Raw genomic sequence first — 12,230 nt, 5'->3', positions numbered from 1 at the left:
GGGGCCGTGGGGGCTAAATGTTCAGTCCGTGCTCGGTGGCGAACAGGTGCAGCTCGAGCCGGCCGTGCACGCCGAGCTTGGAATAGATGGCGGTGAGGTGGTTGCGCAGCGTGTGTTCGCTCAGGCCGAGCGCATCGGCCACCGCCAGCTGCTTGCGGCCGCTCATGCGCACCAGCTGGACGACGATCTCGCGCTCGCGCGGCGTGAGGCTGGCGATGCGCTGGGTGTTGGGGTCAGGGGCGGGCGGCGGCGCGCTGCTGCGGCCGGTGAGCTGGCCTAGCAGCTCGGCCACGATGTTGCGGTGCAGCCAGACCTCGCCTTCGTGCACCTTGCGGATGGCGCGCAGCACGGTGTCGGCCGATTCGGACTTGTGCAGCACGCCGCGCGCGCCCTGCATCACCGCGTGGCGGTGGTGGGCCACATCCTCGTCTGCGGTGAGGATGAGAACGTGCCCGCGGCAGCGGCGCTGCACGTCCGCCAGGGCGGTGCAGCCGTCCTCGCCGGCGAGGTCGAGGTCCAGCACCAGCAGGTCGGTCTCGGCCAGGGCCGGGTGGGCCACCAGCTCGGCGCGGGTCAACGCGGTGCCCACCACCTCCATCTCGGGCCGCGCGCTGTCTATCAGCTGCTGCAGGCCCCACAGCGTCACGCGGTGGTCGTCGGCCAGGAAGACGCGGATCGTGGACGTGCCCGTTGCCATGGCCGCGCTGCGTGCACCCGTGGCGGGGAGGCTGGCGGTGAGGATGGACTGCATGGTGTCGTTCTTTCGTGACTTCAGAGCGGGATGCTGATCGCGATCTCGGTGTCCAGCCCGTTGGGGCGGCTGATGCTGAGCGCCCCGCCCATTTCCCTGACGCGCTCGGTCAGCGACTTCGGCACGAAGTCCCCGACCGGCCCGCCCTGGAGGCTACCGGCGTCATCGCGAACACTCATATGGATGCTATCCCCTAGTGTCCGCATTTGTATCCAAGCGTTTCTTGCTGCCGTGTGCTTCCGCACGTTGTTCAGCGCTTCGTTGACCATGTGGAAGAGCGATCCGGCCAGGGCGCGGCTGGTGGTGATGTCCTCCGGGCAGTCCAGGTGGACCTCGATGCCAAAAAGCACGCTGAAGCGCCGGGCCTGGCGCCGCACCGCCGGGACCAGCGCGTTGTCGCCCTTGGGCTGGCCGGAGCGCAGCACCGAGATGACCTCGCGCAATTCGTCGACCTCGTGGTTCATCAGGCTCAGCAGGGCGGTCACTTCGCCGTGCATCGGGTTGTCCGTGGGCGTTCGCAGGGCCAGGGCCTCTATGGCGTAACGCAGGCCCAGGTAGGGCTGGATCGCGCTGTCGTGCAGGTCGCGGCCTATGCGTACCCGCGCATGGGCGGCAATCTCCTCGTTGAGTTCATCCACCAGGCCGGCCCGCTCGAACAGGCGCATGAGCGAAAGCCCGAGGGCCGACAGGCTGGCGATGCTCCAGCCGTCGCGCTGGCTGGGCAGGTCGCCCACCAGCAGGTGCGCATGCAGGCGGTCACCGAGGGCCATCGGCACCGCGATCAGGCGCTGCGACTCCAGCATGGCGGCCACCTTGGCCATGGCTTCGAGAGCGGCTGCCGGTGCGGCCGCGTGATCGAGCAGATGCACGCCGCCGCGCAGCCCGAACCATCGCCGCGGCCGGAAGCTGGCCGTCATGCGCGGCAGGGCGGTGAGCTGCTCCTCGAACTGCGACTGGATGGCTTCGCTGGTGCGGAAGGTGCCTTCCGTCTCCGAGCTCACGAGCGCCGGGCCGCGGCCCTTGGCCATCACCACGGCGACCACCCGCGCGCCCGTCTCGCCGCGCAGGCGCTCGGCGACCGTGGCGCAGGCGGCCTCGAGACCGCGGCGCGGGTCTATCTCTTCCTCGAAGCGCGCCTCCAGCGCGTCACGCCGGCGCAGCAGGTGCATGGGGCGAGACAACAGTGCTGCGGCAGGGGCGAGTGCGAACAGGCCCAGGGCCGGCAGGAAGTGCAGCTGGTCCATCGGCAGGCTGCCGCGCCAGGCGGCGCCGAGGATGCCCAGGGCCAGCGCCAGCGTCGCGAAGCAGGCCAGCATCACGCCCTGGCGGTATCCGTGCAGCACGCTCGCCATGACGACCGGCAGGATGAAGGTCAGCGCCATCATGTCGGCCGCTTCGGGGGCGCCCTGGACCATCATCGCGGACCAGGCCACGTCTATCCACAGGGGCAGCAGGGGCCGGGCCAGCGGTTGCCCGCGCGCCTCGGTCCAGAGCAGCACGCCGGACCACAGGCCATAGCCCAGCAGCAACCAGCTCGTCCAGCCGCCTTGCAGGCCCTGGGCGGCGAGCTCCAGCGCCACGAGCATCACCACCAGCGCGCGCAGGCCGGCACCGAATCGACTCAAGTCGGACTGCGCCCCGATCGCCGGCGCTTCGGCGGGAATCGGGGCGGGGGTATTCGACGGCGGTGCGGGCGCGCGAGGCAAGTTCGACGATCCGAAAGGAGTCGCCGGGTTCAGCGCGTCATGCCCACGGATGTTGTCGAACTGCTTTTGTTATGGCCTGCCGGTCTGCGCCGGCTGGATCCCATCCACGCCTTACCCAGCATTGGGGCTTGCGGCGCAGTTTAGGCGAATGAAACCGCATGCCACTGCTTCGCCACGAATAGGTGACGGGTCTGGTGACGTGGCACACGAAAACCGTGGCACGGCCTGCACAAAGCGTTGAAAAACCTAGGGAAATCCTGTGGGGAGCTCTCGCCTCACAAGTGACCTGCACAGCCCGGCGCGCCGCATCGGCAGGTGAGCCGGCCCTCGTGGTGCGTCTCGCCGTAGGCGACGGTGATCTCTTCGCCCGGCTCGATGGCGCGCAGGGCGTAGAACTCGATACGCCCGGCGTTGATGCGCAGCTGCCCGTTGGGGCGGCAGGAGTGGTTCGTGAAGCGCATCGGATCCGTCGAGCGGGCGAGGTCTATCGCCTTTCGGGTCGAGATCTCGACGATCATGATCCGCTCCAGGGTGGCCGCACGGCGGCGCGCCTCGGCCACGGTGATGCTCTCGCCCCGCACTTCGCCGATCTTGTGGCCGCGCGGCACGGCCTCGAGCGCGAAGACGCCGAAGCCATCGATGGGGCTGCGGCGCACCGCCACTTCGTACTTCTGGTAAGGCGGGTGGCCCGCCAGCGCGCCCATCAGTGCTGACCCCGCTTCAGCCGGCGAGGCTGCGCTCGGTGGAGTGGGCGGGCAGGGTGACCACCGGTTCGGGCTTCCAGCCCTTCTTGCGGTGCTCGGCCACCACGTTGGTGAAGATGCCGCCGCGCACGTACCACTTGGCCGTGATGCGGGCGTAGCGGGGCTTCGTGGTCTCGACGATCTTGGTGAGGATGTCGTTGGTGACCTTCTCGTGGAAGGCGCCCTCGTCGCGGAAGCTCCACATGTACATCTTCAGGCTCTTCAGCTCCACGCAGAGCTTGTCGCAGACCATGTCGATGGTGAAGTGCGCGAAATCCGGCTGCCCGGTGAGCGGGCAGTGGCAGGTGAACTCGGGGATCTGGAACTGGATCACGTAGTCGCGCTCGGGCGCGGGGTTGGGGAAGACGTGCAGTTCCTTGGAGGGGGCGGTCGGCGGGTTAGGCGGCATGGGCCGCTGCCGGGGCGTCGGCTTGGGGGCGGAGGAGGATCGTGGCATGGTGCGGATGATATCATCCGCAGCCCATTTCAGGCCCCACAAGGGCCGAAATACCCAATCAAATCAACGACTTAGCGCGGTAGCCGGCGGGCCCGCCGCCCAAGGCGTCCACCCCCTCCATGCGGCTCAACCAGATCAAGCTGTCCGGCTTCAAGTCCTTTGCCGAGCCCACCACCTTCCAGCTGCCCGGGCAGCGGGTCGGTGTGGTCGGGCCCAACGGCTGCGGCAAGTCCAACATCATGGATGCGGTGCGCTGGGTGCTCGGCGAATCGAAGGCCAGCGAACTGCGCGGCGAGTCCATGCAGGACGTGATCTTCAACGGCTCGGGCAACCGCAAGCCGGCCAGCCGCGCCAGCGTCGAGCTCGTCTTCAGCAACGAAGATGGCCGCGCCGGCGGCTCGTGGAACCAGTACGCCGAGATCGCCGTCAAGCGCGTGCTCACGCGCGACGGCACCTCCAGCTACTTCATCAACAACCAGCCCGTGCGCCGGCGCGACGTGCAGGACGTGTTCCTCGGCACCGGCCTGGGCCCGCGCGCCTACGCCATCATCGGCCAGGGCACGATCAGCCGGATCATTGAATCCAGGCCCGAGGAGCTGCGGCTCTTTCTCGAAGAAGCCGCGGGCGTGTCCAAGTACAAGGAGCGCCGCCGCGAGACCGAGAACCGGCTCAAGGACACGCGCGAGAACCTCACCCGCGTCGACGACATCCTGCGCGAGCTGAACGCCAACCTCGACAAGCTCGAGCGCCAGGCCGAGGTGGCCACGCAGTACCGCGGCCTGCAGGATCAAGGCACGCTGAAGCTGCACCAGCTGTGGTTCCTCAAGCACCGCGACGCGGCGGCTGAAGAGGAGCGCGTCAAGCTCGCCTCGCTCGAGGCCACCAACGCGCTCGAAGCCCGTCTGGCCGAGTTGCGCCACGTCGAGGCCGAGCTCGAGACCATCCGCCAGGCGCACTACGCCGCCTCCGATGCGCTGCACGGGAAGCAGGGCGACCTGGCCCAGGCCCAGCTGGAGGTGAGCCGCCTCGAAGAGCGCATCCGCTATGTCGTCGAAGGCCGCCAGCGCGCCGAGGCGCGGCTGGCCGACCTGAAGGCCCAGAACGAGCAGTGGGACACCCGACGCGCCGATGCGTTGGCCGAGCTGGAGACCATCGCCGAGCAGATCGCCGCCGCCGAGGAACAGGCCGAGATCCTGGCGGCGCAGGCCGAAGAGCAGTCGATGTCTGCGCCGCAGTTCGAGGATGCCGTGCGCGCGGCCCAGGCCAAGGCCAACGAGCAGCGCGGGCAGGTGGTGCAGGTGCAGCAGCAGATCCAGCTGCTGGCCGCCGACAGCCGCAACATCGAAGAGCAGACCCGGGCCTTGCGCACCCGCCGCGAGCGGCTGGCCACCGAGTCGCAAGGCCTGGCCGCGCCCGACACGGCGCGCCTGGAGCAGCTGAGGGAAGACAGCCAGGCCGCGGACGCGGCGCGCGACGAAGCCGACGCGCGCCTGCACGAGCTGAGCGAGGAGGTGCCGATGCTCGACGAGCAGCGCCGCGCCCAGCACGACACCGTCAACCGCGAAGCCGCCCGCCAGACCGACATCACCGCCCGGCTGGAGGCGCTGCGCGCCCTGCAGGAGAAGGTGCAGACCGAGGGCAAGCTCAAGCCCTGGCTGGCCAAGCACGGGCTGGACGGCCTGCAGGCGCTGTGGACGCAGCTGCACATCGAAGCCGGCTGGGAGGTGGCGCTCGAAGCCGCGCTGCGCGAGCGCCTGAACGCGCTGGCGGTCGGCCGGCTCGACATCGTGCGCGCCTTCGCCGCCGATGCGCCGCCCGCCAAGCTGGCCTTCTACTCGCTGCCGCAGGCGGCGATCGCCAACACCCACCAGACGCTGTCGCGCCTGTCCGACCTGCTGCGCCTGAACGACGCCGGCATGAAGGCGCTGCTCAACGACTGGCTCGAAGGCGTCTACACCGCGGGCAACCTGGACGAGGCGCTGGCGCAACGCGGCCAGCTGACCCACGGCGAGGTCATCATGACCCGCGAGGGCCACGCGGTCTCGCAGTTCGCGGTGGCCTTCTACGCGCCCGACTCCGAGCAGGCCGGCATGCTGGCCCGCGCGCAGGAGATCGAGAACCTGGATCGCCAGGGCCGGGCCCAGGCACTGATCGCAGACGAAGCCCGCACGGCGCTCGTTCGGCATGAAGCCGCCTACACCGAGGCCTCGCAGCGCCTGGTGTCGGCGCGCCGCGAATCCGCCGAAGTGCAGACGCGGGCCCACCAGCTGCACGTGGAGCTGCTGCGCCTTTCGCAGCAAGCCGAAGCCGCCAGCACCCGCCGCAGCCAGCTGGCCGAGGAGCTCGCCGAGATCGACGGCCAGATGGAAGAGCTGCAGGAGCGCCGCGCCACCGGCGAGGCCCGCTTCGAAGAGCTGGACATGCAGCTGGCCGACACGCAGGAGCGCCACGCCGAGCTGGACGAAGCGGTGATCCAGGCCGAGCGCCGTCTGGCGGGCGCGCGCGAGCAGCTGCGCTCGCTGGAGCGCCAGGCGCAGGAGGCGCAGTTCCAGGCCCGCGCGCTGGCCGCCCGCCGCGGCGAGCTGCAGCGCGCCATCGAGACGGCCGATTCGCAGATCCAGTCCAACGCCCAGGCCGGCGAGCAGCTGCAGCTGGAGCTGGGCAGCTTCAACGATGCGGCGGCGCAAGCCGGCCTGCAGGACGCGCTGGCCATCAAGATGGAAAAGGAAGCGGCGCTGGCCGCGACCCGCAGCGAATACGACGACCTTTCGGCGAAGCTGCGCGCGGCCGATGAGCAGCGCCTGCAGTTCGAGCGCAGCCTGGACCCGCTGCGCGAGCAGATCACCAAGCTGCAGCTCGAAGCCCAGGCGGCTCAGCTCGGTGGCGCGCAGTACATGGAGCAGCTGACCGCTGCCGCTGTCGACCTGGCCGTGCTCGGCCAGGGCATCGAAGAAGGCAAGGTCAAGCTCTGGGGCCTGCAGGGCGAGATCGACCGCATCAACCGCGAGATCGCCGCGCTCGGCGCCGTCAACCTGGCCGCGCTGGACGAGCTGGCGTCGGCGCGCGAGCGCAAGACCTTCCTCGATGCGCAGAACGCCGACCTGAACGACGCCATCAACACGCTGGAGGACGCGATCCACAAGATCGACCTGGAGACGCGCGACCTGCTGATGACCACCTTCAACCAGGTCAACGAGGGCTTCGGCCGCATGTTCCCCACGCTCTTCGGAGGTGGCCAGGCCAGGCTCATCATGACCGGCGACGAGGTGCTCGACGCCGGCGTGCAGGTGATGGCGCAGCCGCCGGGCAAGAAGAACTCGACCATCCACCTGCTATCGGGCGGCGAGAAAGCGCTCACCGCCATCGCGCTGGTGTTCGCGATCTTCCTGCTCAACCCGGCGCCTTTCTGCCTGCTGGACGAGGTGGACGCGCCGCTGGACGACGCCAACACCGAGCGCTACGCCAAGCTGGTGAACGAAATGTCCAAGGGCACCCAGTTCCTCTTCATCTCTCACAACAAGATCGCGATGGAGATGGCCGAGCAGCTCATCGGCGTGACCATGCAGGAGCAGGGCGTCTCGCGCATCGTGGCCGTCGACATGGAATCGGCGGTGAGCCTGGTGGAGGCGGCATGAGCGCGCAGGGCCGCCCCAAGGGCGAATTCCCCCTCGGGGGGACGGCGCTTCGCGCCAAGGGGGCCACATGACGTTGACGGTGGCGTTGGCGATCCTCGCGGGGCTGGTTCTGCTGGGCGTGGTGGTGCACAGCGCCTGGTCGGCGCGGCGCGAGCAGCCTCGGCTGGCGCAGCCGCCTGTGCCCGTCGAGCCGGTCTTGCGGACGGAACCGACGATGGGTGATGCCGCCGCCGCCGAAGAGGATCCGGCGCAAGAGCGGGACGAGGAGCCGCGGCCCTTGCCCGTCGTGATCCCCCGGCGGCAGGCCAGGGTCGACGCGCTCATCGACGCGATCGCCACCATCACGCCCGAGTCGCCGGTGACCGGCGACCTCGCGTTGCAGCACCTGCCCGGTAGCCGCCGCGCCGGCACCAAGCCCTTCCACATCGAGGGCCTGAACGCCGAGACCAGCGACTGGGAGCTGCCACGGCCCGGCCAGCGCTACGGCCAGTTCCAGGCCGGCCTGCAGATGGCCAACCGGCACGGCGCCGTCAACGAGATCGAATACTCCGAGTTCGCGCAGAAGATCGAAGCCTTCGCCGAGGGCCTGAGCGCGATGGCCGACTTCCCCGACATGCTGGACGCCGTCGCCCGTGCGCGCGAGCTCGATGCCTTCGCCAGCCAGCACGATGCGCAGCTGACGGCAGTGCTGCAGGCCAACTCCATCGCCTGGTCGGTCGGGTATGTGCAGCAGGCGGCCACGCGCCACGGCTTCGTGCCGGGCTCGGTGCCCGGTCGGCTGGTGCTGCCGGCCGCCGAGGAGGCCGCGCCCCCCTTGCTGGTGCTGGCCTTCGACCCGCAGGCCGCGCTGGCCGAGGACCCGGGCCATGCCGCGCTGCGCGAGCTCACGCTCAGCCTGGACGTGCCGCAGACGCTGGAAAGCGCCGAGCCTTTCGCGGCCTGGCAGCACCTCGCCCGCAAGCTCGCCGAGGACCTGGACGCCACCCTGGTCGACGACCAGGGCCAGCCCATCACGCTGCACGCCTTCGCCGCCATCGGGCAAGAGCTGGACCGGCTGTACCGCGCGCTCGAGACGCGTGACCTGGCCGCCGGCAGCCCGGCGGCCCGGCGGCTGTTCAGCTGATCCACAATCGGCCGGCCGGTGGCGAAGTGGCCTCCGGCAAGCGTCCATCGTGGGATGGAGACAAGAGGGAGCTGGCTGATGGTTGATGGTGAATCCAAGGGTGATCGACTGCCCGCGGAAGCGAGGGCTACGAGTCTGTTCACGCCGCCGCCCGCGGTCGTCCTGCCGGAGGCGGCGCCCGCCTCGGGCGAGCTGGCCTTGCCGGCGGACTTCCCGCTGCGGCTGACGCCCGAGCAGGTGGAGACGGTGAAGGCGGAGCTGTCGGGCCGCAGCCTGGCGGGCACGTCGCTGCTGGACATCGCCAAGCTAGGCAGCGAGGCCGAGGTGGCGCTGCACCGCACGCTCGGCGGCTTTCTCGACAAGATCGAGAAGGGCGAGCAGCCGAAGATCTTCACGCTCGTCTCGCGCCTGGGCGAGGCCGTGGACGACCAGCGCCTGCCGGCCCTGGCCGACGAGATCCTCAATGCCAAGCCGACCTTCATGGAACGCGTGGCGGGCATGTTCAGCAAGAAGGCGCTGGCCAAGGCCATGCAACGCGCCTTCGAAGAGATCCGCCTGCGCGCCGCCGGCAAGACCAAGACGCTGAACGACGTGCTCAAGTCCATGGAGACCGAGCTGGCCGACGAGCAGCGCCGCCTCGAAGGCGAGCTGCGCACGCAGGAGCAACTGAAGGAGAGTTATCGCGAGCACTTCCGCCAGTTCGGCGTGGTGGTCGCCTTCATGGCGGCCTGGCTCGAGCAATCGCGCCGCGAGGTGCAGCAGGTGGCCGCGCAAGGCGGCGATGCGACCGAGCTGCGCGCGCTGAACGAGAAGCTGCAGGCGCTGGAAAGCCGTACCCTCGCGCTGGAGGGCACGCTGACCCGGCTGCCGGCCGACCAGCTCACCGTCCGCATGCTGGAGAACGCGGGTATCGCGACCCTGCAGGAGACGATGACCACCGCCTCCAGCCGCTTCGCCAGCATCAAGATGACGCTGCTGACGATCCACGGCACGCTCGTCACCCAGGGCGTGCAGCGCCTGGCCGAGCAGGGCGCGGCGCTCGATGCCAACCTGCTCGCTGTTCGCTCGGCGCTGATGAAGGACGTGGTCGGCAAGGCCGCCAACGCCCCCGGCGAAAACCGCCTGGCGCAGGCCGAGGGCCTGAAGAAGATCGTGGCCGACACGCGCGAGCTGGTGGCCATCGTCGACCGCGCCGCCGAGGACAACCAGAAGAAGTTCCAGGCCGCGCGCGAGATCAGCGCCCAGGCCCGGCGCGAGCTGGCCGAGCTGGGTGCCGCCATCCGGCCCGACCTGCCGCTCAACCGCTGACGGGCTTCAGCCCGAACCAACCGCATCCACAACGTCCACCTTTTTCGAGGCCCCATGACCAGTCTCGTCCTGAACCTCACCAAGCCCGGCGAACAGGCATCCAAGCTGCAGCTGAACCTGAACAAGAACGAGGTCTTCACCATCAAGCTCTCGTGGGACGAGAAGTCCGGCGGCAGCAAGACCGACCTCGACCTGCACGCCATCGTCGGCATCAACACCGGCGCGGGCGCCAAGGCGGGAGCCTTCGAGGACATCCTGTCGACCTACAACGTGCGCCGCCGGATCGGCGGGCAGGAGGTGGGCGTGCTCGACAAGAAGTCCGACGGCAGCTTCGAGATCCACGGCGGCGCGCTGGTCCACAGCCCCGATGCGCAGGACGGCCTGGCCGAGGGCGACGACGAGTGGATCCGCATCGACCCGGCCAAGCTCTCGACGCCGTCGCAAGGCCACCTCGAGATCCCGCTGGTGGCGATGATCCACGCCGCCTCGGGGGCGCGCCGCTTCGCCGACGTCAAGAACGCCCGCGTCACGGTGATCAACTCCAGCGGCCGCGAGCTGATGAGCGCCACGCTGTCCGACCAGTTCGGCGAGTTCGTCGGTGTGCAGATGGGGTCGATCCTGATCGAGGCCGGCGGCAAGGCCAGCTTCGCCTCCGTCGGCGTGGGCTTCAACGGCGACTTCAACACCGTGCTGGGCCACTTCTCCTGACCATCGCCCGAGTGCCGTGAGCCTGCGCCCGACCGTCATCGGCAGCAACGGGCCGCCCGCGCCGGCGCCGGCTCCCGAGGGGGCGCCGGCGCCCCGCCCGACGGTGATTTCGCCCGCGCCGGCGGCGCCCGCCGCGGCGGAACCGCCGCCCCCGCCGCGGGCTACTGCACTGCCGAGCGGGCTCGGTGGGTCTGCGCCGGCCGCTGCGCCAGCCGCGGCCACGCCCGTGATCATCACCAAGGTCCGCGGCACCGAGCGGCGCGGCCTGTCGGTGGAAGCGGCGGCCCTGCGCGAGCGCCATCCGCAATCGACCGATGACGCCCTGGAGCAGGCGATGACGCTGCTGGCGGGCGTGGTGCCCGACACCTTCGCCGCCAAGTCCGTCGAGTCGATGGGGCGGCCGGCACAGGACGGCGTGGCGCGGCTGGTCGACCGCGTGCTGCGCCTGGTCGACCAGGAGCCGATGCGGGCGACGGGCCGCCACGTCGAGCGCCTTCTCGAGCTGCTGCAGGAGCTGGCCGAGGCCATAGAGCCGGGCGCCTTGCCGTGGCGCCGCCGCAGCCTGCGCCAGGCCCTGGCCGAGACGCGGCCCGAGCTGGATGGCCTGCGCGACCAGCTGCAGCACGGTGAATCCCTGCTGTCCGACCATCGTGATCGCCTCACCGCCATGCAGGGCGAGCTGCGGCAGACGGCCGATGCGCTGCAGGGTGTGCTCATCGCGCTGGCCGAGCTGCGGGGACACTTCCACGACGACCGCCGCCTGGCAGCGCTCGACCACCGCGAGGCCGAGCTGCTGAAGTCCACCGCCTTGCTGCAGCAGCACGCGATCCAGCTGCAGCAGCTCGATACCGCCTACGCCCAGATGGCCCAGCGCCTGCGCGATGCGGTGCTGCATGCCTTGCCGGCCTGGCTCTCGCTGGCGGCCACCATGCCGGCCGACCAGCTCAACGACACCCAGCGCTACAGCCTGCTCGACCCGCTGCAGTCGCTGATGCTCACCCTCAAACCGCACCGCACCTGACCGGAGAAGCCGCGAATGGCCCTTCAGCTCAACCTCGAAAAGTCAAAGGCCGCTCTCCAGCTTTGCCTGCACAAGGCCGGCGTCACCCAGCCGCCGGTGATGGACATGGGCGTGCTGCTCGACGTCAGCGGCTCCTTCGAGGACGAGCACCAGGACGGCACCACCAACCGCCTGCTGACCCGCCTCATCCCCTGGGGCCTGACCTTCGACCCGGACGGCAAGCTCGACGTGACCACCTTCAGCCACGGCGAGCGCCATGTGCACCGGGTCGGCAGCGTCACCGCCGGCAACTACACGGACTTCGTCCAGCGCCAGATCATCGGCCGCGTGCCGGGCTGGAACGGCGGCACCGACTACAGCTGGGGCATAGAGGATTTCCTGCGGCTGTACGGCTGGATCGAGTCGACCGCCAAGCCGGTCGGCCTGCTGGGCCGCCTGTTCGGCATGAAGCCCGAGCAGGGCGGGGCGGCGGTGCCGGGTCAACGCCGGCGCTCGCTCGTCACGGTGGTCACCGACGGCGACAACAACGACAAGGACCGCACGCGCCAGGTGCTGCGGGCGTCGCAGGCGCGGCAGGACGAGGTCTACGTGCTGTTCCTGGGCGTGTCCAACCAGGACAGCCGCTTCCCCTTCCTCGAATCAGTGGGCGACGAGTTCACGAACACCGGCTTCGTGGCCATCCCCGACATCCGGCGTTTCGTAGGCCTGGCCGACGAGGAGCTCAACGAGCTGCTGCTGACCGACGAACTGGTGGCCTGGCTCAAGCGCTGATCCGCCC

10 protein-coding genes are annotated in these 12,230 nt (G+C 69.8%); 6 read left to right on the top strand and 4 right to left on the bottom strand.

Annotation, left to right across the window (positions count from 1 at the left end; all coding sequences use genetic code 11):
* Positions 1-13: 13 nt before the first annotated feature.
* The 4 genes from ACS5PM_RS01920 to queF all read right to left on the bottom strand — a co-directional run bounded on the left by ACS5PM_RS01920 (position 14) and on the right by queF (position 3,609).
* Positions 14-751, bottom strand: a complete 738-nt coding sequence (locus ACS5PM_RS01920; RefSeq protein ID WP_439384845.1) for a response regulator transcription factor — start codon at positions 749-751, stop codon at positions 14-16.
* Positions 752-771: 20 nt separating this feature from the next.
* The gene (locus tag ACS5PM_RS01915) at positions 772-2,376 is read right to left on the bottom strand and encodes a sensor histidine kinase (RefSeq protein ID WP_439384843.1); all 1,605 of its coding nucleotides are present in this window, start codon (positions 2,374-2,376) and stop codon (positions 772-774) included.
* A gap of 356 nt (positions 2,377-2,732) precedes the next feature.
* Positions 2,733-3,161: an SET domain-containing protein gene (locus tag ACS5PM_RS01910; RefSeq protein ID WP_439384841.1), complete on the bottom strand. Its 429-nt coding sequence runs from the start codon at positions 3,159-3,161 to the stop codon at positions 2,733-2,735.
* Between the two features lie 16 nt (positions 3,162-3,177).
* The gene (gene queF / locus ACS5PM_RS01905) at positions 3,178-3,609 is read right to left on the bottom strand and encodes a preQ(1) synthase (RefSeq protein ID WP_439384839.1); all 432 of its coding nucleotides are present in this window, start codon (positions 3,607-3,609) and stop codon (positions 3,178-3,180) included.
* Between the two features lie 167 nt (positions 3,610-3,776).
* Between queF and smc the strand changes: the two genes are divergently transcribed.
* The 6 genes from smc (at position 3,777) to ACS5PM_RS01875 (ending at position 12,223) form a co-directional block, all read left to right on the top strand.
* Positions 3,777-7,292 carry a chromosome segregation protein SMC gene (gene smc, locus ACS5PM_RS01900; RefSeq protein WP_439384837.1) on the top strand — a complete coding sequence of 1,172 codons (3,516 nt, stop codon included), beginning with the start codon at positions 3,777-3,779 and terminating at the stop codon, positions 7,290-7,292.
* Positions 7,293-7,359: 67 nt separating this feature from the next.
* The gene (locus ACS5PM_RS01895; RefSeq protein WP_439384835.1) at positions 7,360-8,415 is read left to right on the top strand and encodes a cell division protein ZipA C-terminal FtsZ-binding domain-containing protein; all 1,056 of its coding nucleotides are present in this window, start codon (positions 7,360-7,362) and stop codon (positions 8,413-8,415) included.
* A 78-nt stretch (positions 8,416-8,493) separates the two neighbouring features.
* Positions 8,494-9,723 carry a hypothetical protein gene (locus ACS5PM_RS01890; RefSeq protein ID WP_439384833.1) on the top strand — a complete coding sequence of 410 codons (1,230 nt, stop codon included), beginning with the start codon at positions 8,494-8,496 and terminating at the stop codon, positions 9,721-9,723.
* 54 nt (positions 9,724-9,777) lie between these two features.
* A complete protein-coding gene (locus tag ACS5PM_RS01885) occupies positions 9,778-10,431 on the top strand; it encodes a TerD family protein (RefSeq protein ID WP_439384831.1) in 654 nt (217 codons plus the stop codon).
* A gap of 16 nt (positions 10,432-10,447) precedes the next feature.
* The gene (locus tag ACS5PM_RS01880) at positions 10,448-11,452 is read left to right on the top strand and encodes a hypothetical protein (protein WP_439384829.1); all 1,005 of its coding nucleotides are present in this window, start codon (positions 10,448-10,450) and stop codon (positions 11,450-11,452) included.
* A 15-nt stretch (positions 11,453-11,467) separates the two neighbouring features.
* On the top strand, positions 11,468-12,223 hold the full coding sequence (locus ACS5PM_RS01875; protein WP_439384827.1) for a VWA domain-containing protein: 756 nt from the start codon (positions 11,468-11,470) through the stop codon (positions 12,221-12,223).
* The last annotated feature ends 7 nt before the right edge of the window (positions 12,224-12,230 follow it).

It is taken from the genome of Ideonella flava, from assembly GCF_051857595.1.
Classification (GTDB): domain Bacteria; phylum Pseudomonadota; class Gammaproteobacteria; order Burkholderiales; family Burkholderiaceae_C; genus Ideonella.
Note: the sequence above shows the minus strand (reverse complement) of the source record. Positions and strands in the feature narration are given on the sequence as shown.

Excerpts from the sequence above, each read along its gene's own strand:
- ACS5PM_RS01920 (WP_439384845.1), bottom strand. The coding sequence starts at position 751 with ATGCAGTCCATCCTCACCGCCAGCCTCCCCGCCACGGGTGCACGCAGC.
- ACS5PM_RS01910 (WP_439384841.1), bottom strand. The coding sequence starts at position 3,161 with ATGGGCGCGCTGGCGGGCCACCCGCCTTACCAGAAGTACGAAGTGGCG.
- queF (WP_439384839.1), bottom strand. The coding sequence starts at position 3,609 with ATGCCGCCTAACCCGCCGACCGCCCCCTCCAAGGAACTGCACGTCTTC.
- smc (WP_439384837.1), top strand. The coding sequence starts at position 3,777 with ATGCGGCTCAACCAGATCAAGCTGTCCGGCTTCAAGTCCTTTGCCGAG.
- ACS5PM_RS01895 (WP_439384835.1), top strand. The coding sequence starts at position 7,360 with ATGACGTTGACGGTGGCGTTGGCGATCCTCGCGGGGCTGGTTCTGCTG.
- ACS5PM_RS01890 (WP_439384833.1), top strand. The coding sequence starts at position 8,494 with ATGGTTGATGGTGAATCCAAGGGTGATCGACTGCCCGCGGAAGCGAGG.
- ACS5PM_RS01885 (WP_439384831.1), top strand. The coding sequence starts at position 9,778 with ATGACCAGTCTCGTCCTGAACCTCACCAAGCCCGGCGAACAGGCATCC.
- ACS5PM_RS01875 (WP_439384827.1), top strand. The coding sequence starts at position 11,468 with ATGGCCCTTCAGCTCAACCTCGAAAAGTCAAAGGCCGCTCTCCAGCTT.